18 protein-coding genes are annotated in these 23,814 nt (G+C 73.5%); 11 read left to right on the top strand and 7 right to left on the bottom strand.

Going from position 1 to position 23,814, the window contains the following annotated elements; genetic code table 11:
• Positions 1-44 precede the first annotated feature (44 nt).
• Both ACFVQZ_RS22600 and ACFVQZ_RS22605 read left to right on the top strand, forming a co-directional pair.
• Complete coding sequence (locus ACFVQZ_RS22600; protein ID WP_383625315.1) at positions 45-1,133, top strand: adenosine deaminase; 1,089 nt, start codon at positions 45-47, stop codon at positions 1,131-1,133.
• A 53-nt stretch (positions 1,134-1,186) separates the two neighbouring features.
• Complete coding sequence (locus ACFVQZ_RS22605) at positions 1,187-1,840, top strand: GntR family transcriptional regulator (protein ID WP_030497099.1); 654 nt, start codon at positions 1,187-1,189, stop codon at positions 1,838-1,840.
• A gap of 59 nt (positions 1,841-1,899) precedes the next feature.
• On the opposite strand, the gene ACFVQZ_RS22610 is transcribed toward ACFVQZ_RS22605, so the two are convergent.
• From ACFVQZ_RS22610 to ACFVQZ_RS22625, 4 genes are read right to left on the bottom strand one after another with little or no spacing between them, the layout of a single operon-like run.
• Positions 1,900-2,832 carry an LD-carboxypeptidase gene (locus ACFVQZ_RS22610; RefSeq protein ID WP_383625319.1) on the bottom strand — a complete coding sequence of 311 codons (933 nt, stop codon included), beginning with the start codon at positions 2,830-2,832 and terminating at the stop codon, positions 1,900-1,902.
• Positions 2,829-4,829, bottom strand: coding sequence for a prolyl oligopeptidase family serine peptidase (locus tag ACFVQZ_RS22615; protein ID WP_383625322.1), 2,001 nt, complete (start codon positions 4,827-4,829; stop codon positions 2,829-2,831). Before ACFVQZ_RS22615 ends, ACFVQZ_RS22610 begins: the two co-directional genes overlap by 4 nt.
• Before the next feature lie 40 nt (positions 4,830-4,869).
• Positions 4,870-6,210 carry a M20/M25/M40 family metallo-hydrolase gene (locus ACFVQZ_RS22620; protein WP_030497096.1) on the bottom strand — a complete coding sequence of 447 codons (1,341 nt, stop codon included), beginning with the start codon at positions 6,208-6,210 and terminating at the stop codon, positions 4,870-4,872.
• A complete protein-coding gene (locus tag ACFVQZ_RS22625; protein WP_030497095.1) occupies positions 6,203-7,036 on the bottom strand; it encodes a M55 family metallopeptidase in 834 nt (277 codons plus the stop codon). Before ACFVQZ_RS22625 ends, ACFVQZ_RS22620 begins: the two co-directional genes overlap by 8 nt.
• Before the next feature lie 218 nt (positions 7,037-7,254).
• Between ACFVQZ_RS22625 and ACFVQZ_RS22630 the strand changes: the two genes are divergently transcribed.
• Positions 7,255-8,433 (top strand): hypothetical protein, encoded by a 1,179-nt coding sequence (locus tag ACFVQZ_RS22630; RefSeq protein WP_383625327.1) that lies wholly within the window; start codon positions 7,255-7,257, stop codon positions 8,431-8,433.
• A 22-nt stretch (positions 8,434-8,455) separates the two neighbouring features.
• Here ACFVQZ_RS22630 and ACFVQZ_RS22635 read toward each other — a convergent pair whose 3' ends face one another.
• Together ACFVQZ_RS22635 and ACFVQZ_RS22640 are read right to left on the bottom strand one after the other, a co-directional pair.
• A complete protein-coding gene (locus ACFVQZ_RS22635) occupies positions 8,456-10,918 on the bottom strand; it encodes an MFS transporter (protein WP_383625330.1) in 2,463 nt (820 codons plus the stop codon).
• Positions 10,919-11,194: 276 nt separating this feature from the next.
• The gene (locus ACFVQZ_RS22640) at positions 11,195-11,638 is read right to left on the bottom strand and encodes an SRPBCC family protein (protein ID WP_383625333.1); all 444 of its coding nucleotides are present in this window, start codon (positions 11,636-11,638) and stop codon (positions 11,195-11,197) included.
• A gap of 166 nt (positions 11,639-11,804) precedes the next feature.
• On the opposite strand from ACFVQZ_RS22640, the gene ACFVQZ_RS22645 reads away from it, so the two are divergent.
• The 3 genes from ACFVQZ_RS22645 (at position 11,805) to ACFVQZ_RS22655 (ending at position 15,218) form a co-directional block, all read left to right on the top strand.
• Positions 11,805-12,836, top strand: coding sequence for an Rv2578c family radical SAM protein (locus ACFVQZ_RS22645; RefSeq protein WP_383625336.1), 1,032 nt, complete (start codon positions 11,805-11,807; stop codon positions 12,834-12,836).
• Between the two features lie 181 nt (positions 12,837-13,017).
• On the top strand, positions 13,018-14,694 hold the full coding sequence (locus tag ACFVQZ_RS22650; protein WP_383625339.1) for an alpha/beta hydrolase: 1,677 nt from the start codon (positions 13,018-13,020) through the stop codon (positions 14,692-14,694).
• An 80-nt stretch (positions 14,695-14,774) separates the two neighbouring features.
• On the top strand, positions 14,775-15,218 hold the full coding sequence (locus tag ACFVQZ_RS22655) for a RidA family protein (RefSeq protein WP_030497089.1): 444 nt from the start codon (positions 14,775-14,777) through the stop codon (positions 15,216-15,218).
• Between the two features lie 12 nt (positions 15,219-15,230).
• Here the strand turns inward: ACFVQZ_RS22655 and ACFVQZ_RS22660 are convergent, their stop codons facing one another.
• Positions 15,231-15,848: a HEAT repeat domain-containing protein gene (locus ACFVQZ_RS22660; protein WP_030497088.1), complete on the bottom strand. Its 618-nt coding sequence runs from the start codon at positions 15,846-15,848 to the stop codon at positions 15,231-15,233.
• Between the two features lie 394 nt (positions 15,849-16,242).
• Between ACFVQZ_RS22660 and ACFVQZ_RS22665 the strand changes: the two genes are divergently transcribed.
• From ACFVQZ_RS22665 to ACFVQZ_RS22685, 5 genes are all read left to right on the top strand, one after another.
• The gene (locus ACFVQZ_RS22665; RefSeq protein ID WP_383625344.1) at positions 16,243-18,024 is read left to right on the top strand and encodes a 3-hydroxyacyl-CoA dehydrogenase family protein; all 1,782 of its coding nucleotides are present in this window, start codon (positions 16,243-16,245) and stop codon (positions 18,022-18,024) included.
• A gap of 100 nt (positions 18,025-18,124) precedes the next feature.
• The gene (locus ACFVQZ_RS22670) at positions 18,125-19,018 is read left to right on the top strand and encodes a TetR family transcriptional regulator (protein ID WP_383625347.1); all 894 of its coding nucleotides are present in this window, start codon (positions 18,125-18,127) and stop codon (positions 19,016-19,018) included.
• 418 nt (positions 19,019-19,436) lie between these two features.
• On the top strand, positions 19,437-20,774 hold the full coding sequence (gene ccrA / locus ACFVQZ_RS22675) for a crotonyl-CoA carboxylase/reductase (protein ID WP_030497085.1): 1,338 nt from the start codon (positions 19,437-19,439) through the stop codon (positions 20,772-20,774).
• Between the two features lie 14 nt (positions 20,775-20,788).
• Entirely contained in the window at positions 20,789-22,840 is a 2,052-nt protein-coding gene (locus ACFVQZ_RS22680) for a protein meaA (protein ID WP_030497084.1), read from the top strand.
• Complete coding sequence (locus ACFVQZ_RS22685) at positions 22,837-23,811, top strand: CoA ester lyase (RefSeq protein ID WP_189946016.1); 975 nt, start codon at positions 22,837-22,839, stop codon at positions 23,809-23,811. The genes ACFVQZ_RS22680 and ACFVQZ_RS22685 overlap by 4 nt, the downstream gene beginning before the upstream one ends.
• Positions 23,812-23,814: the final 3 nt, after the last annotated feature.

Below are 23,814 nucleotides of genomic sequence, written 5' to 3' on the forward strand. Positions count from 1 at the left end.
CGGGGCCTCCCCGCCGGGCGGGTCATGACGTACACTTCCCCGCCATGCACTTGTCTGACAACCCTGCCACGCCCGTCCGAGCCGCCGTCGCCGACTGGATCCGCCGCGCCCCGAAGGCCGTCCTCCACGACCACCTCGACGGCGGGCTCCGCCCCGCCACCATCGTCGAGCTGGCCCGGGAGTGCGGCTACACCGCGCTGCCCACCGAGGACCCGGCCGCGCTCGCCGTCTGGTTCCGGGACGCCGCCGACTCCGGCTCCCTGGAGCGCTACCTGGAGACCTTCGCCCACACCTGCGCGGTGATGCAGACCCGGGACGCCCTGCTGCGGATCGCGGCCGAGTGCGCCGAGGACCTGGCGGCCGACGGGGTCGTCTACGCCGAGGTCCGCTACGCCCCCGAGCAGCACCTGGAGGGCGGGCTGACCCTCGACGAGGTCGTGGCGGCGGTCAACGACGGCTTCCGCGAGGGCGAGCGCAGGACCGGCGGCCGGATCACCGTCCGCGCGCTGCTCACCGGCATGCGGCACACCGACCGCTCGCTGGAGATCGCCGAGCTGACCGTCGCCCACCGCGACAACGGCGTGGCCGGCTTCGACATCGCCGGCGGCGAGATCGGCAACCCCCCGGCCCGCCACCTCCCCGCCTTCCAGCACCTGAAGCGGGAGAACTGCCACTTCACCATCCACGCCGGCGAGGCCGTCGGCGCCGAGTCGATCCACGAGGCCGTGCAGGTCTGCGGCACCGAGCGGATCGGGCACGGCGTGCGGATCACCGACGACATCGCCGAGGACGGCGCGCTCGGCCGGCTCGCCGCGTACGTCCGCGACAACCGGATCGCCCTGGAGGTCTGCCCGACCTCCAACCTGCAGACCGGCGCCGCCAAGGACTACGGCTCCCACCCGATCGACGAGCTGCGCCGCCTCGGCTTCACGATCACCCTGAACACCGACAACCGGCTGGTCTCCGGCACCACCATGAGCGAGGAGTTCCAGCACATGGCGGACGCCTTCGGGTACGGCCCCGAGGTCTTCGAGGAGTTCACGGTCGCCGCCCTGGAGGCCGCGTTCCTGCCGCTGCCCGAGCGCCGGCGGCTGATCGACGAGGTCGTGCGCCCGGGGTACGCGGCGCTGTGACCGCCCCGGGGAGGGCGGCGGGCGCCGTCCTCCCCGGTGGAACAATGGGCGCCATGACAGCTGCTGAGGAGTTCAGGCCCGAGTCGGAGCGGATCACGCGCACCCTGCGCGACCAGATCATCGACGGGACGCGGGCGCCCGGCAGCCGGCTGGTGGAGCGGGAGATCGCCGCCGAGCTGGACGTGAGCCGTCTGCCGGTCCGCGACGCGCTGCGGGACCTGGTCAACGAGGGGCTGGTGACGCCCCGGCCGCGCACCTGGGCGGTGGTGCGGGAGTTCACCGCCTCCGACATCGCCGACCTCGTCGAGGTCCGGTCCGCCCTGGAGATCCTGGCCTTCCGGCTGGCCGCCCAGCGCCGCACCCGCGCGGGCCTCGCCAAGCTGCGGAGCGTCCTCGACGCCGAGCGGGCGGCGGCCGAGCGCGGCGACGGCGCCGAGGCGCGGCGGTCGGCGGCCGACTTCCACGAGACGGTCACCGAACTCGCCGACAACGCGCTGCTGACCGAGCTGGAGGGCACCCTGCGGAGCCGGATGCGCTGGCTGCTCGGCCAGCACGACGAGTTCGCGGTCGTCGCCGACGAGCACGAGGAGCTGTTCCGGGCCATCGAGGCGCGGGACGTGGAGCGCGTCGAGGAACTGGCGCTGCACCACCTGGAGACCAGCCAGAGCAAGGCGACGGAGCACCGGCGCCGCCTCGCCGCGGAGTAGCCCGCCCCGCCCCGCCCCGCCCCCGCGCGGCTCGCGGGGTCCCTTCGGCACGGGCCCCTTCAGCGCAGGGCGGGTACGTCGACGGTCAGCGTGCCGGCGTCGGCGTCGAGGACGGCGGGGACACCGAGCGGCACGGTCGGCGCGGCGGGGTCGTGGCCGAAGCCCATCCCCTCCACGACCGGCACGCCCAGGCCGCCGAGCCGGTCGGCGAGCAGCGCCCGGACCTCCTCGTACGGCCCGCACTCCTCCCAGGAGCCGAGGGCGATCCCGGCGACGCCGTCGAACCAGCCGGAGCGCAGCAGCTGGGTGAGGATCCGGTCGAGGCGGTACGGCTCCTCCCCCACGTCCTCCAGGAGGAGCAGCCCGCCGCGGGCGGAGCGGCGGGCGTGCGGGGTGCCGAGGTCGGCGGCGAGCAGGCTGGCGCAGCCGCCGAGGGTGACGCCGGCGGCGCGGCCCGGCACCAGCGGGGTCCCCGTCGCCGGGGTCCGTACCGTCTCGGGCGCGAAGAGGGCCGCCCGCAGGGAGTCGCGGGTGCGCGGGTCGCCGAGGAAGGCGGCGGTCGCGATCATCGGGCCGTGCAGGGTGGCGAACCCGGCGCGGACGGCGAACGCCTCGTGCAGGACGGTGGCGTCGCTGTAGCCGATGAAGGGCTTGGGGCCGGCCGCGCGGATCGCCTCCCAGTCGACCAGGTCCACCATCCGCTGGGCGCCGTAGCCGCCGCGCGCGCAGATGACGGCGGCGACGGCGGGGTCGGCGTACGCCTCCGTGAGGTCGCGGGCGCGGGCGAGGTCGGTGCCGGCGAGGTGGCCGAGGGCCGGGTGGGCGTCGAGGACGTGCGGGGCGACGACGGGTTCGAGCCGCCAGCCGCGCAGCACGTCGAGGCCGGCCCGGAGCCGGTCCTCCGGGACGGGGCCGCAGGGGGCGACGACGGCGATCCGGTCGCCCGGCCGCAGCCGGGCCGGGCGGGCGAGCGGCGGGACAGGGTCCGTCATGTGCGCAGCTCCAGCTCCGGGACGTCGGGCCGGTCGAAGCCGAAGACGTGGGCGTAGAGGGCGAGTTCGGCCTCCAGGGCGCGGATCATGGTGGTGGCGTCGCGGAAGCCGTGGCCTTCGCCGGGGAAGGCGAGGTAGGCGTGCGGGACGCCCCGGCCGGCGGCGCGGGCGAGGAGGCGTTCGGCCTGGGCGGGCGGGCAGATGACGTCGTCGAGGCCCTGGAGGAGCAGGAAGGGCGCGGTGATCCGGTCGACGTGGGCGAGCGGCGAGCGTTCCGCGTACCGTTCGGGGACCTCGTCGAGGCGGCCGACGAGGCCGTCGAGGTAGCGGGACTCGAAGTCGTGGGTCTCGTCGGTGGCCCAGCCCTGAAGGTCGAGGACGGGGTAGAGGATGGTGCCGCAGGCGTAGACGTCGGTCTGGACGAGGGAGGCGGCGGTGGTCCAGCCGCCGGCGCTGCCGCCGCGGATCGCGAGGCGGGCGGGGTCGGCGGTGCCCTCGGCGACGAGGGCGCGGGCGACGGCGGCGCAGTCCTCGACGTCGACGACGCCCCACTGCTCGCGGAGCCGTTCGCGGTAGGCGCGGCCGTGGCCGGTGGAGCCGCCGTAGTTGACCTCGACGGCGCCGATGCCGCGCGAGGTGAAGTAGGCGATCTCCAGGTCGAGGACGAGGGGGGAGCGTCCGGTGGGTCCGCCGTGGGCACGGATCACATAGGGCGGGAGCGCGCCGGCGGGTCCGGTCGCGGCGGGGTTGCGCGGCGGGTGGACGTGGGCGTGGATCTCGCGGCCGTCGGGGCCGGTGAAGGTGCGGGCGACAGGCTCGGGGTAGTAGGCGGGATCGACGGGGTCGCGGTGCGGGGAGCCGACGACGCGGGTGCGGCCGGTGCGGGTGTCGAGTTCGACGACCTCGGCGAAGCGCCGGGGGGAGGCGGCGACGCCGAGGACGCGGGTGCCGTGGACGGCGAGGGTGGCGCCCCAGACGGTCCAGGGGCCGGGGGCGTCGGCGAGGGCGCCGGTCTCGGGGTCGAGAATGCCGAGGACGGCGTCGCCGCGTCCGTGGAGGACGGCGATCGGGCCGGTCTCCAGCGCCTGGAACCAGGTGAGTCCGGTCTTCCAGAGGGGGCCGGCGAACTCCTCGTCGCGGGCGCAGAGGGCGCGGGCCGGGCCGACGGTGCCGTCGGCGGCGACCTCGGCGCGGTACAGGTTCCACCAGCCGGTGCGGTCGCTCGCGAAGAGGAGCCGGCCGGCGGCGTCCCAGTCGGCCTGCGGCACCGACTCCTCCGGGCCGCCGGCGACGGTCCTGGCGTCCTTGAGGGTGCCGTCGCCGGTGATCTCGGCGAGGACGGCGTCGGTGCCGTCCCAGGGCATCCGGGGGTGGTCCCAGCCGAGCCAGACGGCCCGCCGCCCGTCGGGGGAGATCCGGGGGCCGGTGACGAACCGGTGGCGTCCGTCGGAGAGTTCGCGCACGGCGGCCCGGTCGGCGGCGGCGGAGCCGTCGAGCGGGACGGCGGCGAGGACCCGGCGGACGTCGGTGGGCGCCGGGCCGGTGAACTCCTCCAGGACGCACCAGACCTCGCCCCGGTCGGGCATGAGCACGGGGTCGGACCAGCGCAGCCCGCCGCCCACCGGGGAGACGGGGGTGAGCGGCCGGGGCGCGGCGCCGTCCTCGGCGTCGGGCTCGCAGGCGTACAGCCGCTGGTCGGGGAAGTGGCAGAAGACCAGCAGCGGCCCGGTGCCGGGCCGTTCGACGGCGGCCCAGGGGCGTCCGCCGTACTCGATGACCCGGCTCCGCACGTTCCAGGGCGGCGGCAGGACGGTCTCCTCGGTGCCGTCCGGGCGCCGCCGGACGAGGGTCCGCCGGCCGCCCTCGGCGGGGCGGGGCGCGGACCACCACACCTCGTCGCCGACGGTGCCGAGGTGTTCCGGCCGTCCGTCGCCGGCCGCGGCGAGCGCGGCGGTGACGGGCGACGGCCAGCTGCCGTAGGTGGCCGTGTGCTGCATGCTCGTTCCCCCCTGGGTACGGGTCGGTGGTGTCCGGGCGCTAGGCGGTCTTCAGGTAGTGGTCGAGGACGCGCACGCCGAAGTGCAGGGCGTCGACGGGGACGCGTTCGTCCACGCCGTGGAAGAGCGCGCCGTAGTCGAGGCCCGGGGGCAGCTTCAGCGGCGAGAAGCCGTAGCCGGTGATGCCGAGGCGGGAGAACTGCTTGGCGTCGGTGCCGCCGGACATGGTGAACGGCAGGGCGTGCCCGTCCGGGTCGAAGCGCTCGACGGCGGCCCGGAGCTTGGCGAAGGTCGGGGAGTCGACGGGGGCTTCGAGGGGGACCTCGCGGTGGTGGAACTCCCACTCCACGTCCGGGCCGGTGAGCCGGTCCATGGTGGCGGCGAACTCCTCCTCCGCGCCCGGCAGCATCCGTCCGTCGACGTAGGCGACGGCCTGGCCGGGGATGACGTTGCACTTGTACCCGGCCTGGAGCATGGTCGGGTTGGCGCTGTTGCGGACGGTGGCCTCGACGAGGGCGGCGGCCGGCCCGAGCTTGTCGAGGAGGACCGGTACGTCGAGGTCGGGGTCGTCGGTGTCGACGTCGATGCCGTGCAGCGCGGCGAGTTCGGTGAGGGCGGCGCGGACGGTGGCGGTGAGGCGGACCGGCCAGGTGTGGGCGCCGACGCGGGCGACGGCGGCGGCGAGGCGGGTGACGGCGTTGGCGTCGTTGACCTTGGAGCCGTGGCCGGCCCGCCCGTGGGCGGTGAGCTTGAGCCAGGCGGTGCCGCGCTCGCCGGCGCCGATCGGGTAGAGCGTCATCCCGGGGTGGGGGTGGAAGCTGAAGGCGCCGGACTCGCTGATGCCCTCGGTGCAGCCGTCGAAGAGGGCGGCGTGCCGGTCGGCGAGGAAGCCGGAGCCGTCGTCGGCGCTGTCCTCCTCGTCGGCGGTGTAGGCGAGGACGATGTCGCGGCGCGGGCGGACGCCCTGGCGGGCCCAGGAGCGGGCGACGGCGAGGACCATCGCGTCCATGTTCTTCATGTCGACGGCGCCGCGGCCCCAGACGACGCCGTCGCGGACCTCGCCGGAGAAGGGGTGGACGGTCCACTCGGCGGGGTCGGCGGGAACGACGTCCAGGTGGCCGTGGACGAGGAGCGCGGGGGCCGCGGGGTCGGTGCCGGGGATGCGGGCGACGACGTTGGTCCGGCCGGGGGTGCGCTCCAGCAGGGTCGGTTCGATCCCGGCGCCGGCGAGCCGTTCGGCGACGTACTCGGCGGCGGGGCGTTCGCGGCAGTCGCCGCCGCCCCGGTTGGTGGTGTCGATGCGGATGAGGTCCGAGGTGAAGGCGACGACCTCGTCGAGCGCCGTCGCGTCGGGACCTGCGGGGGCCGTGCTGCTAGCCATACTGCTCCTCCACGGCGGCCGAGACGATCGTCGTGACCGCTTTGAACGTGCGGATCGCCTCGTACATCGTCGCGCTGGTGTACGCGACGCGCCGCTCGCCGCTCCGCGCCACGCCGGGAACCACCGTGGCGGCGGCGCCCAGGTGCTCGGCGTCGAACTCGACCTCGACGGTGTGCGGTCCGGCGTGCACCGGTTCGTGCCGGACGGCGAGGGCGGCGGCCTCGCGGGCGGCGGCCCGGATGTCGGCGGCGGTGCGGGCCGGTGTCCGGCACACCGCCGCGTACCGCGAGACGTGGTCCTTGACGGCGACCTTCAGCGCCTCGGGGGCGTACCCGAGGGCGTCCTCGCAGGTCAGGTCGTCGCCGGTGACGAGGACGACGGGGACGCCGTACTCGGCGACGACATGGGCGTTGAGGACGCCCTCGCTCGCCCGGAGGCCGTTCAGCCAGACGCCGGTGATCGAGTTGGCGAGGTAGGTGTGGGCGAGGACGCCCTCGGCGCCGGCGCCGGTGTGGTAGCCGACGAAGGCGATCCCGTCGACGTCCCCGTGCTGGACGCCCTCGACCATGGAGAGGGACTTGTGCCGGCCGGTGAGCATCTGCACCCGCTCGTCCAGCCGCTCCAGGAGCAGGTTCCGCATCGTCCAGTGCGCCTCGTTCACCAGCACCTCGTCGGCGCCGCCGTCGAAGAACCCGAGCGCCGCCGCGTTCACGTCCGAGGTGAACATGGGCCGGCACCGCTCCCACTGCGGCGTGCCGGGCAGCACGTCGGCGGGCCAGGTGACACCGGTGGCGCCCTCCATGTCGGCGCTGATGAGGATCTTCATGCAGGGAACCGTACGCTCCGCCCGGCACGGCCACCACCCCTGTGGATAACTGTCGTTGGAGTGGACCACTGGCGCCGCCGGGACGGACGTACGGGCACGTCAGGGGCCTTCCCCCGGGCTCCGGGAAGGCCGTGTCCAGAATCGGGCCAAACAGCGCCAAGGGTACGTATAGGCTGTCGGCCGCAGTTGTCCCGCCCGACCGATCCGGAGTGTTCTCGGTGACCATCGCCCTCGATCCGTCCGACACCACGCCCGCCCCCGCCCCCGACTCCTCCGAGCCGGCGGAGAACTTCTGGGTCCCGGAGGCCGCCCCCGCGCCCGAGGTGTCCGAAAGGACCGTCGCGACCGGCGAGACCGACGAGACCGACGGGGAGGACGAGGGCGCGGCCGACCCCGCCGGGCACGACCCGGTCGTCGTCCGGGACGCCCGGGACTTCGGGGTGTACGCGCGGACCGGCGGCTGGGCGTTCGCGCTGAAGGTGGCGCGGAGCGTGCGGCCCGGGGGGCAGGCGGCCGAGGGGGTGGCGGCGCGGAAGGTGTCGGCGCGGGCGTTCGCGGCGCTGGCGGGGTGCTCCCCCGAGCGGGTCATGCGGTACTACAAGGCGTGGGACATGGCGGCCGACGACGGTCTGGTGCCGCAGTTCGAGGTGCTGGAGCCGGGCGCCGACATCGAGCTGCCGGACGCGGACGTGTGGCTGTCGTACTACGCCTCCCGCACCAGCGCGACCTCGGTGCGCGGCCAGGCGATCACCGCCGCCGCCGAGGCGGAGGGCATCCGGCCGACGAAGGCGCTGGAGGTGGCGGAGAACCCGACGGCGCTGCGGGCCGCGATCCTCGCCGACCCGGGGACGGCGGAGGCGGCGCGCGGGGCGCTGCTCGACCGGATGAAGGAGGACCCGGCGCTCCAGACGGAGCTGGCGCGGGCCATCGCCCGCACCGACGGCCTGAAGAAGGCCGTGGCCACCGAGGCGAAGGTCGCGGACCGGATCGGCTACGTCCGCCAGATCGTGGAGAACGGGCAGGTCAAGACGCCTGCCGGGCAGACGGTGGAGGCGCCGCCGGAGGTCCGCGCGGAGGCGGAGCGGCATCTGTCGCTGATCGACGAGCTGGACGACGCGGAGGAGGCCGGCGAGTGGGCCGGCGAGGCGTACGAGTCGGTGAAGGGGCTCGTCGCCAAGGCCGTCGAGGAGGACCCGGCGCTGCGGGTGCAGGAGCGCCGGACCCGGTTCTACAGCTCGCTGCAGAAGGCCACGAAGGTCTTCGAGGAGCTGACGCTCGACGAGGTGCTGGAGGAGGAGATCTACGAGGAGGACATGCTCCAGCGCCTCGAAGCGCTCCAGGAGGCGATCGGCAGCTGCATCGCCGCCCTGCGGAAGGCCGCGCCGACCGCCTCCTGAGGCACCGCCCGGCCGGTCCCGGTCAGTCCTGGTGGCCGAGCTGGAGGTCGCGTTCGGTGCGGCCGCCGCCGGCCACCTGGAGGACGGTGGCGACGGGTGGGTAGCCGGCGGCGATGACCGTGTACTCGCCGGAGGACAGGTCGACGAAGCGGAAGGTTCCGTCGGGGCCGGTGGTGAGGGTGTCGACGACGTTCCCGGCCGCGTCGAGCAGGGTGACCCGGGCGTCCTCGACCGGACGCCCGCCGCCGGCCCGGACCGTGCCGCGCAGCACCGCGCCGCCCGCCAGCTCGATGTCCTGGCGGGTCTCGCGGGAGGACTGGACGCTGACCGGGACGGCGGCGGGCCGGAAGGCGGGGGCGCTGGCCGCGAGGGTGTACTCGCCGGCGACCAGTTCGGTGATCACGTACCCGCCCTCGCGTCCGCTGCGGGTGGACGCGACGACCTCGCCGCGCACGTCGGTGAGGGTGACGGCGGCGTCCCGTACGGGGCTGCCGTCGGCGGTGAGGACGCAGCCGGCGAGCCGGCCGGCGCCGCCGAGGACGACGTCGAGGTCGACGGGCCGGTCGCCGACGGTCACGGAGACGGCCTGCGGCTGGTGGCCGCCGGCGGCGGCGATCAGCACGTACGAGCCGCTGGCGGGCACGCTCAGCGCGTACCGCCCGTCCTCGCCGCTGGCGCCGCGGCCGACCTGGCGTCCGCCGACGTCGATGAGGGTGAGCGCGGCGCGCGGGACGCGGCTGCCGTCGTGGTGCTGGACGGTGCCGCAGACGGGCACCCCGGTGTGGAGGGGTGCGGCGGGCGCCGGGGCGGGGGCGGCGTGGCGGGCGTGCGGGACGGCCTGGACGCCGGTGTCGAGGTAGGCGTCGGAGGCCTCGGTGGCGGGGGTGGGGTGGGACACCAGCGGTTGCTCCTTGAGGAAGAAGGCGAGGACGAGGCCGAGCACGAGGACCGGCACGAGGTAGAGGAAGATGCGCGGCATGGCGTCCGCGTACGCCTGGATGTAGAGGTCGCGCAGGGCGGGCGGGAGGGCGTGCACCGTCTGCGGGGTGATCGCCTCGGCGGGCGGCAGGGCGGCGGCCCCTGCGGCGGCGGGGTCCTGGAGCGCGGGGAGCCGGTCGGCGAGGGCGGAGTCGAGGCGGGCGGCGAAGAGGGTGCCGAAGATCGCGGCGCCGACGCTGCCGCCGATCTGGCGGAAGTAGTTGTGGGCGCTGGTGGCGGTGCCGAGGTCGGCGGGGCGGACGGAGTTCTGCACGGCGAGGATGAGCACCGGCATGATCAGGCCGATGCCGGTGCCGAGCACGGCCTGCCAGAGGCTGTGGGTGAGGCGCGGCGTGCCGGTGTCCATGCGGGAGAGCAGGGCCATGCCGGCGACGGCGAGCGCGGAGCCGAGCAGCGGGTAGATCTTGTACCGGCCGGTGCGGCTGATGAGCTGGCCGGAGACGACGGAGGCGACGACGATCCCGCCCATCAGCGGCAGCATGAGCAGCCCGGACTCGGTGGCGGTGGCGCCCTCGACCATCTGGAGGAAGGTCGGCAGGTAACTGGCCGCGCCGAAGAGGGCGATGCCGACGACGGCGCCGACGAGCGACGTGACGGTGAAGACGGAGTCGCGGAACAGGCGCAGGGGGATGAGGGGTTCGGGCGCGCGGTGCTCGACGACCAGGAAGAGCAGGACGGTTCCGGCGGCGCCGCAGCCGAGGCCGAGGATGACCCGGTCGTCCCATTCGTACTCCGTCCCGCCCCAACTGGTCAGCAGGACCAGGCAGGTGGAGGCGGCGGCGAGGAGCAGGGTGCCGAGGACGTCGAAGCGGGCGCGGGCCTTCGGCTTGGGCAGTTTGAGGACGACGGCGACGACGGCGAGGGTGACGAGCCCGAAGGGGACGTTGAAGTAGAAGCACCAGCGCCAGGAGACGTGGTCGGTGAAGAAGCCGCCGAGGAGCGGTCCGGCGACGGAGGCGAGGCCGAAGGCGGCGCCGATCAGGCCCATGTAGCGGCCGCGTTCGCGGGGCGGGACGATGTCGGCGATGATCGCCTGGACGCCGATCATGAGGCCGCCGGCGCCGACGCCCTGGAGGGCGCGGAAGGCGATGAGCTCGTCCATGCTGCGGGACCAGCCGGCGAGGCCGGAGCCGATGACGAAGACGACGATGGCGAAGAGGAAGACGCTCTTGCGGCCGAGGAGGTCGCCGAGCTTGCCGTAGACGGGCAGGCCGATGGTGGAGGTCAGCAGGTAGGCGGTGATCGCCCAGGACATCCGGTCCAGGCCCTGGAGTTCGCCGACGATCTTCGGCAGGGCGGTGGCGACGATCATCTGCTCCAGCGCGGCGAGGAGCAGCGCGAGCATGAGGCCGAAGAAGACGAGCCGGACGCGGCGGGGGTCGAGGGGCGCCTCGGCCGCGGGCTGCGGCGGGGGGCCGCCGGGCGGGCCGTCCTGGGGGCGCGCCGCGGCTTCCCCTGTGTCTTTCACCAGCGTGATGGCACCCACGTACGGCTCCCCTCGTCACGGCGTCGCCCCGGGTCGGCGGGCCTCGGCGGGGAGGCGGTCTCGGGGGACGGGCCATTCTTCGCATCGGGCGCGAAGCGGGAGCAAGTCGGGCGGGACGGGCGGCGGGTGGCGCGGCAGGGGTGAACGGCGGTGCGCGAGGGGGCACTTGAGGCGCTTCATCAGCGCGTTTGCGGATCTCCCCGCGCCCCCTCGGCGCGTCGGGCGCCGGTACGGGGGCGGCGGGGAATCCACTCGAATCGGTGAACGCCCCGGGCGTTACTTCTCGGTCTCGGCCGCCAGGTTGGCGAGCACGGCGTCGTAGATCCGGGCGAGGCCCTTGGGCGCGAAGGTGCGCTCGAAGAAGCCGCCGATGCCGCCGGCGCCGTTCCAGACGGTGGTGACGACGGCGCGCGACTTGCCATCGCCGGCGGGGGTCACGGTCCAGGTGGTGACCATGGAGGAGTTGCGGTCCTTCTCGACGAGCTGCCCGTCGGTGGGCTCGGTGACCTCCAGGAGGCAGTCGCGGACGCGCTTGCTGGTGGCCTGGAGCTTCCAGTGGACGAGGGTGCCCTCGCCGTCGCCGCCCTCGCGCACCTCGTACTCGCTGAAGTGCTCGGGCAGCAGCTTCGCGCGCGTGCCGCTGTAGTCGGCCAGCGTGTCGAACACGGTCTCCGCGTCCGCCGCGATGATCCGTTCCGTCGTGGCCTCGACCTGCGCCATCGCATTTCCTCCAGCTGTCAGGGGTTCGTGCAGGGGTGTGGGCCAAGCGAACCACGTGCCCGGCGGGGCGCGAAATCGGGGTGGCGGCGATCAAGGGAACAGATGTTCTATTCTGGAGGCCACTGCAGTCGAACGTACGAACGAAACCGATCGAGGAGGAGGCGTCATGCGCTGGGACCATCTGGGCGAGACCCCGTCCGCGCCCGCCGACACCGCCCTCTTCGGCGCGGACGCGGTCACGACCCGTACCTTCGACACCCCTGAGTTCCGCGGGATCACCTTCCACGAGGTCCGTGCCCGCACCATCCTCAACCGGGTCCCCGGCGCCTCCCGGATGCCGTTCGAATGGACGGTGAACCCGTACCGCGGCTGCACACACGCATGTGTCTACTGCTTCGCCCGCAAGACCCACAGCTACCTCGACCTGGACACCGGCCTCGGCTTCGACTCCCAGATCGTGGTCAAGGTCAACGCCCCCGAACTGCTCGCCCGGCAGCTCGCCTCCCGCCGCTGGCAGGGCGCCCACATCGCGATGGGCACCAACGTGGACTGCTACCAGAGGGCCGAAGGCCGGTACCGGCTCATGCCCGGCATCCTCACCGCGCTGCGCGACCGGGCCAACCCCTTCTCCATCCTCACCAAGGGCACCCTCATCCTGCGCGACCTGGACCTGCTCACCCAGGCCGCCGAGGTCACCGAGGTCGGCGTCTCCGTCTCGGTCGGCTTCACCGACGAGGAGCTGTGGCGCACGATCGAGCCCGGCACGCCGTCCCCGCACCACCGCCTCGACGTCGTCCGCGTCCTCGGCGAGCACGGCATCGGCTGCGGGGTCCTCATGGCCCCCGTCGTCCCCTTCCTCGGCGACTCCCCCGAACAGCTGCGCGCCACCGTCCGCGCCATCGCCGAGGCCGGCGCGGTCTCCGTCACCCCGCTCGTCCTCCACCTGCGGCCCGGCGCCCGCGAGTGGTTCATGGCCTGGCTCGCCCGCCACCACCCCCACCTGGTCGGACGGTACGAGCGGATGTACGCGGGCGGGGCCTACGCGCCGACCTGGTACCAGCGCCGCATCACCCGCCAGGTCCACGAACTGGCCGCCGAGTTCGGCATCGGCCCCGCCGACCGGGGCACCCCGCGGCGCGTCCCGCGCCCCACCCCCGCCCCGCCGGCCGGCGACCCGGAACAGCTGACCCTGCTCTGACCCGACGCCCCCAGGCCGGGACCTCGACGCCCCAGGCCGGGACCCCGGCGGCCCGGCCCGGATCGCCCCGCCCGGCGACACGCCGGGAAGTCACCTGACACGCCGTCATCGCGCCCTCCGTTCGGGTCGATTACCGGCTGAACCTGTCGTGTCCCGCGCCCCGCGGGGCACTCCACGCTCCATGACCACCCGCGCAGGAATGCTGATCGCCGCCGGGGCGCTGGTCGCCGGGACGGTCACCGTCCTGCCCGCGTCCGCCGCGGGCACCGGTGACCCGACCCCCCGCCCCCTCCCCGCCCTCTCCTGGACCGCCTGCGGTACGAAGGCGTACCCCCGGCTCCAGTGCGCCACCCTGAAGGTGCCGCTCGTCCACGACGACCCGGCCGGCCGGAGCATCACGCTCGCGCTGACCCGGATCCCGCACACCGCCGAGACCTCCGAGGGTCCGCTGCTCGTCAACCCGGGCGGCCCCGGCGGCAGCGGACGCGGCATGGCCGGCTACGTCGCCGCCTCGCTGCCCGCCGACGTCGCCGCCCGGTACGACGTGATCGGCTTCGACCCGCGCGGCGTCGGCGAGAGCGAACCCGCGCTCGACTGCCGCCCCGGCCACTTCGACCCGGTCCGCCCGGACTCCGTGCCGCGCGGCGCCGACACCGAGCGCAACGCCCTGGAGCGCGCCCAGGCCTTCGCCGCCGCCTGCGGCAAGAAGCACGCCGACGTGCTCCCGTACATCGACACCGTCTCCACCGCCCGCGACGTCGACCTCATCCGGCGGGCGCTCGGCGCCGAGCGGATCCACTACCTCGGCTACTCGTACGGGACCTACCTGGGCGCCGTGTACGCGCGGCTGTACCCGGAGCGGGTCGGCCGCATGGCGCTGGACTCCGTCGTCAACCCGAACGGCGTCTGGTACGAGGACAACATCGCGCAGGACTACGCCTTCGACACCCGCCACAAGGACTTCATGGCGTGGGTCGCGCGGCACGACGCCGTCTACCGGCTCGGCACCGACCCCGCCGAGGTCGAGGCCGCCTGGTACCGGATGCGCGAGGAGCTGCGCGACTCCCCGGCGGGCGGCAAGGTCGGCCCCGGCGAGCTGGAGGACACCTTCCTGCCGGGCGGCTACTACGACGGGTACTGGCCGAAGCTGGCGACCGCGTTCTCGGCGTACGTGAACGAGGGCGACCCGGCGCCGCTCACCGCCGCCTATGAGCGGTACGGCGAGGCCGACGCCGCCGCCGACAACGGCTACTCGGTCTACACCGCCGTCCAGTGCCGCGACGCCGCCTGGCCCCGCGACTGGAACGTGTGGCGGAAGGACAACTGGGAGGTGCACGCCAAGGCGCCCTTCTCCACCTGGAACAACGCCTGGTACAATGCGCCGTGCGCGTTCTGGCCGGTGGAGCCGCTCACCCCGCCGGACGTCACCAACGACCAGCTGCCGCCGGTCCTCATCCTCCAGGCCACGGACGACGCCGCCACCCCGTACGAGGGCGGGCTCGCCCTGCACCGGATGATCCGCGGCTCCAGCCTGGTCGTCGAGGAGGGCGGCGGGAACCACGGGGTGACCCTCGCCGGCAACGACTGCCTCGACCGGCACCTGAGCACCTTCTTCGCCACGGGGCGCGTGCCGCGCGCCGAGGGCGGGTCCGAGGTGGACGCCGTCTGCGCCGCCCTCCCGGCGCCGAAGCCTGACCCGGTCGCCGCGGCGAAGCCCGCGAAGAAGCCCGCCGAGAAGGAAGCCGCACCGAAGGACTCCCCGAAGGAAGCCGCGAAGACGGACACCGTGCGGAAGGCCGCCGCCCGGGTGCTGCCGTCCGGGACCACCCTCCACGGCCTGCTGGGGCACGTGCGCTGACTGTGCTTCTCGTCACTCCTGACGCCCGCGCCCCCCGAAGGGCGCGGGCGTTGTCAGTGGCGTGCGCGAGGATGTGGGGCATGACCAGCCACCTGACCCACGTGCCCGCTCCCGAGGGCGTCGCGCCCAGCCCGCAGTACAGCCACGTCGTCTGGGGCACGGGCCGGTTCGTCGCGGTCTCCGGCCAGGTCGCGCTCGACGCCTCGGGCGCCGTCGTGGGCGCGGGCGACCCGGCCGCGCAGGCCCGTCAGGTCTTCGCGAACCTGGAGCGCTGCCTGGCCGCCGCCGGCGCGGGGTTCGGGGACGTGGTGAAGCTGACCTACTTCCTCACCGACCTCGCCCACCTGCCGGCCCTGCGGGACGCCCGGGACGCGGCCTTCGCCGGGCTTCCGCTGCCGGCGAGCTCGGCGGTCCAGGTGCACGCGCTGGTGCGGCCCGAACTGCTCATGGAGGTCGAGGCGTTCGCGCTGGTCCCGGAGCGGCGCCCGCAGGACGGACCGGCGGAGCTGCGGCTGATCCGCTGATCCGCCGCCCGGTCAGACCGCGGGGCCGCCGAGCAGCGCCAGCGAGCGTTCGGCGGCGCGGCCCAGGCGCGGGTGCGGGAGGGCCGCCTCCAGGACGTCCCGGGCCCGCGGGTCGCCCAGCGCCCCGAGCCCTTCGACGCACGCGAGGCCGACCCGCCAGTGCGGGTCGCCCGGCGCGAGCCGGCGCTCCAGCACGGTGACGAGGGCGGGGACGGACTCCGGGGCGCGCAGCTCGGCGAGCAGCCGGACCGGCGACAGGGCGTAGGCGACGCGGAGTTCGTTGGTGGCGAGCGCGGCGGCGGCCCGGGCCGTGCGGGGGTCCCCGAGCCGGACGAGCGCGTGGGCGGCGGTGACGCAGCGCCCGGGGTCCCGGTGGTTGAGGAGGAGGACCAGCGCCTCGAAGGCACGCGGGTCGCCGGCCGTGCCGAGCCGGTAGGCGGCGATTTCCCGGGCCCAGAGCGGATGCCCGGGGGCGCTGAGCCGCGCGTGGAGTTCCCCGGGATCGGCGGTGCGGGCGAGTTCTTCGAATGCGGCGGGAACGGTTCCCCCGGTGTTCTCGATCTCCTCCCGCAATCGATCGATCATCGAGCAGAATTCGGGATCCCGGAACAATCCCTCGGCGTTTTCCATGAATCCGAGGCTATCCGCGATCCACATCACATTTTCCCGACTTCCCAGGACTGGCGCGCTCGTTACCGGCCGGTTAATCTCAACTGAGCGGGGAACCCCCGCACTTTCTCGCCGCGGCCTGGTGACGCAGCCGCGGTGAGCGCTGGTCGGTTCGGCAGTTCTCGGCGCGGCTCAGGGACAGAGCCCCGCGTCGGCCCTTTATTCCTCTCCAGGCCCTCGCCGCCGTGCGTCCGGGTCCGGATCCCCGTACACGGGCCGCATCCCGTATCCGGGGCGTATCCCGTACCCCGCGGCGCCGTCTCCGGACGGCCGACCGCGCACGCGGCATTTCCCGCGCCTCTCCTTTCCGCGCGGACCGCCCTCAGTCGTCACTCTTCCTCCCAGGAGTCCCCTGATGGACACCCCTCTCTCCACCATCGCCGTCGTCGGTCTCGGCACCATGGGCACCGGCATCGCCGACGTCCTCATCCGGGCGGGCCGTGAGGTCGTCGGCATCGACATCAGCGAGTCCGCCGCCGCCCGGGCCGTCGCCGCCCTGGAGGCGTCCACCGCCCGCGCGGTGGCCCGCGAGCGCATCACCGAGGAGGAGCGGCAGGACGCGCTGGCGCGCTTCCGCGTCTACACGGACCTCCAGGCCGCCGCCGCGGCCGACCTCGTCGTCGAGGTGGTCCCGGAGTCGTACGAGACCAAGCAGGAGGTCTTCCGCGCCCTGGACGGGATCGTCCGGCCGGACGCCATCCTCGCCACCGGCACCAACGCGCTCTCGGTGACCCGGCTGGCCGCCGACTCCGCGCACCCGGAGCGCGTGCTCGGCCTGCACTTCTTCGCGCCGGTCCAGGCGATGAAGCTGGTCGAGGTGGTCTCCTCGGTGCTCACCGACCCGCGGGCGGTGGACGCCGTCACCCGGCTCGCCGAGGACCTCGGCAAGGAGCCGGTGGCGGTCGGCGACCGGGCCGGTTTCGTCGCGGACGGCCTGCTCTTCGGCTATCTGAACCAGGCCGCGGCGATGTACGAGGCCCGCTACGCGTCCCGCGAGGACATCGACGCGGCGATGAAGCTGGGCTGCGGCCTGCCGATGGGCCCGCTGGAGCTGCTGGACCTGGTGGGCATCGACACGGCCCGTACCGTCCTCGACGCGATGTACCAGGCGTCCCACGACCGCCTGCACGCCCCGGCCCCGATCCTGAAGCAGCTCGCCGAGGCCGGGCTGACCGGCCGCAAGGCGGGCCGCGGCTTCTACACGTACGCGGCGCCGGACTCGGCCGAGAAGGTCGCCGACGCGCAGACCCCGGCCGGGCCGGGCGCGGGCGGCGCGGGCCGCGAGGTGCGCGCGGTCGGCGTGGCCGGGTCGGGCACGATGGCCTCGGGCATCGCCGAGGTCTTCGCCAAGGCCGGGTACGACGTCGTCCTCGCCGCCCGCTCGCAGGAGAAGGCGGACGCGGCCAAGGCGTTCGTCGCGAAGTCGCTGGGCCGCTCGGTGGAGAAGGGCCGGCTGACCGCGGAGGCCCGCGACGAGGCGCTGGCCCGGATCACGCCGGCCGGTTCGCTGGACGCCTTCGCCGAGGTGGACCTGGCGGTCGAGGCGGTCGCCGAGGACCTGGCGATCAAGCAGGAGCTCTTCGCCCGGCTGGACAAGGTCTGCAAGCCGGGCGCGGTGCTCGCCACCACGACCTCCTCGCTGCCCGTCGTGGCGTGCGCGCGGGCCACCACGCGTCCGCAGGACGTCATCGGCATGCACTTCTTCAACCCGGCGCCGGCGATGAAGCTGGTCGAGATCGTGCGGACGGTGCTGACCGCCGACGACGTGCACGCCACCGTCCGCGAGGTCACCGCGAAGATCCGGAAGCACGGGGTGGACTGCGGCGACCGGGCCGGCTTCATCGTGAACGCGCTGCTGTTCCCGTACCTGAACAACGCGGTGAAGATGGTCCAGGAGCACTACGCGACGCTGGACGACATCGACACGGCGATGAAGCTGGGCGGCGGGTACCCGATGGGCCCGTTCGAGCTGCTGGACGTGGTCGGCCTGGACGTGTCGCTCGCCATCGAGAAGGTGCTGCACCGCGAGTTCCGCGACCCGGGCCTGGCCCCGGCGCCGCTGCTGGAGCACCTGGTGGCGGCCGGCTGCCTCGGCCGCAAGACGGGGCGCGGCTTCCGCGAATATGCCCGGCGCTGACGCGGGCGATCCCGGACCGGGGTGGGGCGGGCTGCTGGAGCCGTCCGGCGGCCCGCCCCCGAGGGCGCGTCTTCCTGCGGGTATGCAGTACGTTCGGGTCATGCCCAAGGCCGTGAAGACACCCCGTGCCACCTCTCCGTCGGACGCTCAGGAGAGCGCGGCGGGGACCCGTGCCGCCGCGCAGCGGCTGAAGATGCGGCGGGAGCTGGCGGCCGCCGCGATGGAGCTCTTCGCCACGAAGGGGTACGAGGCCACCACCGTCGACGAGATCGCGGCGGCGGCCGGGGTGGCCCGGCGGACCTTCTTCCGCCACTTCCGGTCCAAGGAGGAGGCGATCTTCCCGGACCACGACGACACCCTGGTGCGGGCGGAGGCGGTGCTGAACGCGGCGCCGCCGCACGAGCACCCGCTCGACACGGTCTGCCGGGGCATCAAGGAGGTCATGAAGATGTACGCGGGCTCCCCCGCGATCTCCGTGGCCCGGTACCGGCTGACCCGCGAGGTGCCGACGCTCCGGGAGCGCGAGATCGCCTCGGTGGCCCGCTACGAGCGGCTCTTCACCCGCTATCTGCTGGGCCACTTCGACGAGCGGGACCACCACGACGGCAACGACGACCCGCTGCTCGCCGAGGTGGCGGCGTCGGCGGTGGTCACGGCCCACAACCACGTGCTGCGGCGGTGGCTGCGGGCCGGCGGCCAGGGCGACGTGGAGAGCCAGCTCGACCACGCCTTCGCGATCGTCCGGGACACGTTCGGGACCGGCATAGGCGCGGGCCGCCCGGCCCCCTCCTCGCCGCAGCCGCAGGCGCAGCCGCCCCAGGCCCAGCCCCCGCGGGAGACGCGGCAGCCGGCCCCGCAGCAGACGCCGGAGGCGCCGGAGGCGCCGGTCGCGCAGGTCTCCGGGTCGGGTGACGTGGTGGTCGCCGTCGCCCGTACCGACGCTCCGCTGGACGAGGTCATGCGGACGATCCAGCAGGCACTCACGAAGGGCTGAGGGGCGCTTCTCCCCCATCTTCGAAGGTCCGGCACGAGGGCCGCCTCCGGTTTCCGGAGGCGGCCCTCGTCGCGTTTACCCAGCTCAGAGGCGCATTCGATCGATCATCGCTCATCCGTGAGCACCTTTTCGCATCTGAGAGAAATTGTTGGCACGCAGTGCCTTGTCACGTGACACGGCGTGCCATACGTTGAGGGTGTCCGGGCGACCGGAGCACACGGAACCCCGTGCTCCGGGCGTCCCCTCGGCCCCCGTGGCCGTGCGCCCGGACGCCTGCGTCACAGGCACCCTCGCGCCCCACCAACGGCGCCGCCACGCACCACCCGAGCCGAACCGACGGCACACCTCCACAGCAGCAGCACTCCCCGACGTATCCCTCAGGCGTCCGGTCCCGGACGCTCACCGCCGGAGGCACACCGTGAAGGAAATCCTGGACGCGATCCAGTCGCCGGACGCCACGTCCGCCGACTTCGCGAACATCAAGCTCCCCGAGTCGTACCGGGCCGTCACCGTCCACAAGGACGAGGCCGAGATGTTCGCCGGAGTCGCCAGCCGCGACAAGGACCCCCGCAAGTCGCTGCACCTCGACCAGGTGCCGCTCCCCGAGCTCGGCCCGGGCGAGGCGCTCGTCGCCGTCATGGCCAGCTCCGTGAACTACAACTCGGTCTGGACCTCGATCTTCGAGCCCGTCTCCACCTTCGGCTTCCTGGAGCGCTACGGCCGCCTCTCCGAGCTGACCAAGCGCCACGACCTGCCGTACCACGTCATCGGCTCCGACCTCGCGGGCGTCGTGCTGCGCACCGGCCCGGGCGTCAACGCCTGGAACCCGGGCGACGAGGTCGTCGCGCACTGCCTCTCGGTCGAGCTGGAGTCGTCCGACGGCCACAACGACACCATGCTCGACCCCGAGCAGCGGATCTGGGGCTTCGAGACCAACTTCGGCGGCCTCGCCGAGATCGCGCTCGTCAAGTCCAACCAGCTGATGCCGAAGCCGAAGCACCTCAGCTGGGAGGAGGCCGCCGCCCCCGGCCTGGTCAACTCCACCGCCTACCGGCAGCTGGTCTCCCGCAACGGCGCCGGCATGAAGCAGGGCGACAACGTCCTCATCTGGGGCGCCTCCGGCGGCCTCGGCTCGTACGCCACCCAGTTCGCCCTGGCCGGCGGCGCCAACCCGATCTGCGTCGTCTCCTCCCCCGAGAAGGCCGACATCTGCCGGTCCATGGGCGCCGAGGCGGTCATCGACCGCAACGCGGAGGGCTACAAGTTCTGGAAGGACGAGCGGACCCAGGACCCGCGCGAGTGGAAGCGGTTCGGCTCCAAGATCCGCGAGTTCACCGGCGGCGAGGACATCGACATCGTCTTCGAGCACCCCGGCCGCGAGACCTTCGGCGCCTCCGTCTACGTCACCCGCAAGGGCGGCACCATCACCACCTGCGCCTCAACCTCGGGCTACATGCACGAGTACGACAACCGCTACCTGTGGATGTCGCTGAAGCGGATCATCGGCTCGCACTTCGCCAACTACCGCGAGGCGTGGGAGGCCAACCGCCTGATCGCCAAGGGCAAGATCCACCCCACGCTCTCGAAGACGTACACCCTGGAGGAGACCGGCCAGGCGGCGTACGACGTCCACCGCAACCTGCACCAGGGCAAGGTCGGCGTCCTCGCGCTCGCCCCCCAGGAGGGCCTGGGCGTCCGCGACGAGGAGATGCGGGCCAAGCACATCGACGCCATCAACCGCTTCCGCAACGTCTGAGCCGGGGACCGCACATGACTGAGCGTCAGAAGGACCGTCCGTGGCTCATGCGGACGTACGCCGGTCACTCGACCGCCGAGGCGTCCAACGAGCTGTACCGGCGCAACCTCGCCAAGGGGCAGACCGGCCTGTCGGTCGCCTTCGACCTGCCGACCCAGACGGGCTACGACCCCGACCACGTCCTCGCCCGCGGCGAGGTCGGCCGGGTCGGCGTCCCGGTCTCGCACCTCGGTGACATGCGCCGGCTGTTCCAGGACATCCCCCTGGAGCAGATGAACACCTCGATGACCATCAACGCCACGGCGATGTGGCTCCTGGCGCTCTACCAGGTGGCGGCCGAGGAGCAGGGTGCGGACATCACCAAGCTCCAGGGCACCACGCAGAACGACATCGTGAAGGAGTACCTGTCGCGCGGGACGCACGTCTTCCCGCCCGGCCCCTCGCTCCGCCTCACGACGGACATGATCGCGTACACGGTCAACCACATCCCGAAGTGGAACCCGATCAACATCTGCAGCTACCACCTGCAGGAGGCCGGGGCCACCCCGGTCCAGGAGATCTCGTACGCGATGTCCACCGCCATCGCCGTCCTCGACTCCGTCCGCGCCTCGGGGCAGGTCCCCGAGGAGCGGTTCGGCGAGGTCGTCGCCCGCATCTCCTTCTTCGTGAACGCGGGCGTCCGCTTCATCGAGGAGATGTGCAAGATGCGCGCCTTCGGCCGCATCTGGGACAAGATCACGCGGGAGCGGTACGGCATCGAGGACGCCAGGCAGCGGCGCTTCCGCTACGGCGTCCAGGTCAACTCGCTCGGCCTCACCGAGGCCCAGCCGGAGAACAACGTCCAGCGGATCGTCCTGGAGATGCTGGCCGTCACCCTCTCCAAGGACGCCCGCGCCCGCGCCGTCCAGCTCCCCGCCTGGAACGAGGCCCTGGGCCTCCCCCGGCCCTGGGACCAGCAGTGGTCGCTGCGCATCCAGCAGGTCCTCGCCCACGAGTCCGACCTGCTGGAGTACGACGACATCTTCGCCGGCTCCCACGTCATCGAGGCCAAGGTCGACGCCCTCGTCGCCGAGTGCCTGGCCGAGATCGACCGGATCCAGGAGATGGGCGGCGCGATGGCCGCCGTCGAGTCCGGCTACCTCAAGGCGCAGCTCGTCGCCTCGCACGCCGAGCGGCGCGCCCGGATCGAGTCCGGCGAGGACAAGATCGTCGGCGTCAACGTCTTCGAGACCACCGAGCCGAACCCGCTCACCGCCGACCTCGACACCGCCATCCAGACCGTCGACCCGGCCGTCGAGGCCCGCGTGGTCGCCGCCGTCACCCGCTGGCGCGCCGAGCGGCAGGAGTCCACCGACCGCCAGGGCAACGGCGACCCGTTCGTCTTCCCCACCACCCAGCAGGCCCTGGAGCAGCTGAAGGAGGCCGCGCGGGGCACCGAGAACCTGATGGAGGCCACCCTGGAGTGCGCCCGGGCCGGCGTCACCACCGGCGAGTGGGCCGGGGCGCTGCGCGAGGTCTTCGGCGAGTACCGGGCCCCCACCGGCGTCTCCTCCGCCCCGGTCGCCGTGCCGGCCGAGTCCGGCTCGCCGCTCGCCGAGGTCCGCCGCAAGGTGGACCGCACCGCCGAGGACCTGGGGATCGGCAAGCTCCGCTTCCTGGTCGGCAAGCCGGGCCTCGACGGGCACTCCAACGGCGCCGAGCAGATCGCCGTCCGGGCCCGCGACGCCGGCTTCGAGGTGGTCTACCAGGGCATCCGGCTCACCCCGGAGCAGATCGTGGACGCGGCCCTGGAGGAGGACGTGCACGCCGTCGGCCTGTCGATCCTCTCCGGCTCCCACGCCCAGCTCGTCCCGGACGTCCTGGACCGGCTGAAGCAGGCCGGCGCGACCGACATCCCGGTCGTGGTCGGCGGGATCATCCCGAACGCCGACGGCGAGGAACTGCGCCGCGCGGGCGTGGCCGCCGTCTTCACCCCGAAGGACTTCGGCATCACCGAGATCATCGGCCGTATCGTCGACGAGATCCGGAAAGCGAACAAGCTCGACCCCCTGGAGGTCCCCGCATGACCAGCCCCGCGTCCCCCGTGAACCGGCTGCGCCCCCGCCGCTCCTGCCTCGCGGTGCCCGGCTCCAACCCGCGCTTCCTGGAGAAGGCCCAGGGCCTCGCCGCCGACCAGGTCTTCCTCGACCTGGAGGACGCCTGCGCCCCGCTGGCCAAGCCGGAGGCCCGCCACACCATCGTGAAGTTCCTGAACGAGGGCGACTGGACCGGCAAGACCCGCGTGGTCCGCGTCAACGACTGGACGACCCACTGGACGTACCGCGACGTCGTCACGGTCGTCGAGGGCGCCGGCCAGAACCTCGACTGCATCATGCTGCCGAAGGTCCAGGACGCCCAGCAGATCGTCGCGCTCGACCTGCTGCTCACCCAGATCGAGAAGACCATGGGCTTCGAGGTCGGCAAGATCGGCATCGAGGCGCAGATCGAGAACGCCCAGGGCCTGAACAACGTCAACGCGATCGCGCAGGCGTCCCAGCGCGTCGAGACGATCATCTTCGGCCCGGCCGACTTCATGGCCTCCATCAACATGAAGTCGCTGGTCGTGGGCGAGCAGCCGCCCGGCTACCCGGCGGACGCGTACCACCACATTCTGATGAGCATCCTGATGGCGGCCCGCGCCAACAACCTCCAGGCGATCGACGGCCCCTACCTCCAGATCCGCAACCAGGAGGGCTACCGGGCGGTCGCCCAGCGCGCCGCCGCCCTCGGCTTCGACGGCAAGTGGGTGCTCCACCCGGACCAGGTCGCCGCCGCGAACGAGATCTTCTCGCCCTCGCAGGAGGACTACGACCACGCCGAGCTGATCCTCGACGCGTACGACTACTACACCTCCGAGGCCGGCGGGAAGAAGGGCTCCGCGATGCTCGGCGACGAGATGATCGACGAGGCCTCCCGCAAGATGGCCCTGGTCATCTCCGGCAAGGGCCGCGCCGCCGGCATGCAGCGCACCAGCAAGTTCGAGATCCCGGAGGCCTGACCC

The organism is Streptomyces sp. NPDC057854, from assembly GCF_042797055.1.
Taxonomy (GTDB): Bacteria; Actinomycetota; Actinomycetes; order Streptomycetales; family Streptomycetaceae; genus Streptomyces.

Bases quoted from the DNA above. Each gene is read 5' to 3' on its own strand.
- ACFVQZ_RS22605 (WP_030497099.1), top strand. From the start codon at position 1,187: ATGACAGCTGCTGAGGAGTTCAGGCCCGAGTCGGAGCGGATCACGCGC.
- ACFVQZ_RS22645 (WP_383625336.1), top strand. From the start codon at position 11,805: ATGCGCTGGGACCATCTGGGCGAGACCCCGTCCGCGCCCGCCGACACC.
- ACFVQZ_RS22600 (WP_383625315.1), top strand. From the start codon at position 45: ATGCACTTGTCTGACAACCCTGCCACGCCCGTCCGAGCCGCCGTCGCC.
- ACFVQZ_RS22665 (WP_383625344.1), top strand. From the start codon at position 16,243: ATGGACACCCCTCTCTCCACCATCGCCGTCGTCGGTCTCGGCACCATG.
- ACFVQZ_RS22670 (WP_383625347.1), top strand. From the start codon at position 18,125: ATGCCCAAGGCCGTGAAGACACCCCGTGCCACCTCTCCGTCGGACGCT.
- ACFVQZ_RS22615 (WP_383625322.1), bottom strand. From the start codon at position 4,829: ATGCAGCACACGGCCACCTACGGCAGCTGGCCGTCGCCCGTCACCGCC.
- ACFVQZ_RS22620 (WP_030497096.1), bottom strand. From the start codon at position 6,210: ATGGCTAGCAGCACGGCCCCCGCAGGTCCCGACGCGACGGCGCTCGAC.
- ACFVQZ_RS22640 (WP_383625333.1), bottom strand. From the start codon at position 11,638: ATGGCGCAGGTCGAGGCCACGACGGAACGGATCATCGCGGCGGACGCG.
- ACFVQZ_RS22650 (WP_383625339.1), top strand. From the start codon at position 13,018: ATGACCACCCGCGCAGGAATGCTGATCGCCGCCGGGGCGCTGGTCGCC.
- ACFVQZ_RS22655 (WP_030497089.1), top strand. From the start codon at position 14,775: ATGACCAGCCACCTGACCCACGTGCCCGCTCCCGAGGGCGTCGCGCCC.
- ACFVQZ_RS22680 (WP_030497084.1), top strand. From the start codon at position 20,789: ATGACTGAGCGTCAGAAGGACCGTCCGTGGCTCATGCGGACGTACGCC.
- ACFVQZ_RS22685 (WP_189946016.1), top strand. From the start codon at position 22,837: ATGACCAGCCCCGCGTCCCCCGTGAACCGGCTGCGCCCCCGCCGCTCC.
- ACFVQZ_RS22660 (WP_030497088.1), bottom strand. From the start codon at position 15,848: ATGGAAAACGCCGAGGGATTGTTCCGGGATCCCGAATTCTGCTCGATG.
- ACFVQZ_RS22610 (WP_383625319.1), bottom strand. From the start codon at position 2,832: ATGACGGACCCTGTCCCGCCGCTCGCCCGCCCGGCCCGGCTGCGGCCG.
- ACFVQZ_RS22625 (WP_030497095.1), bottom strand. From the start codon at position 7,036: ATGAAGATCCTCATCAGCGCCGACATGGAGGGCGCCACCGGTGTCACC.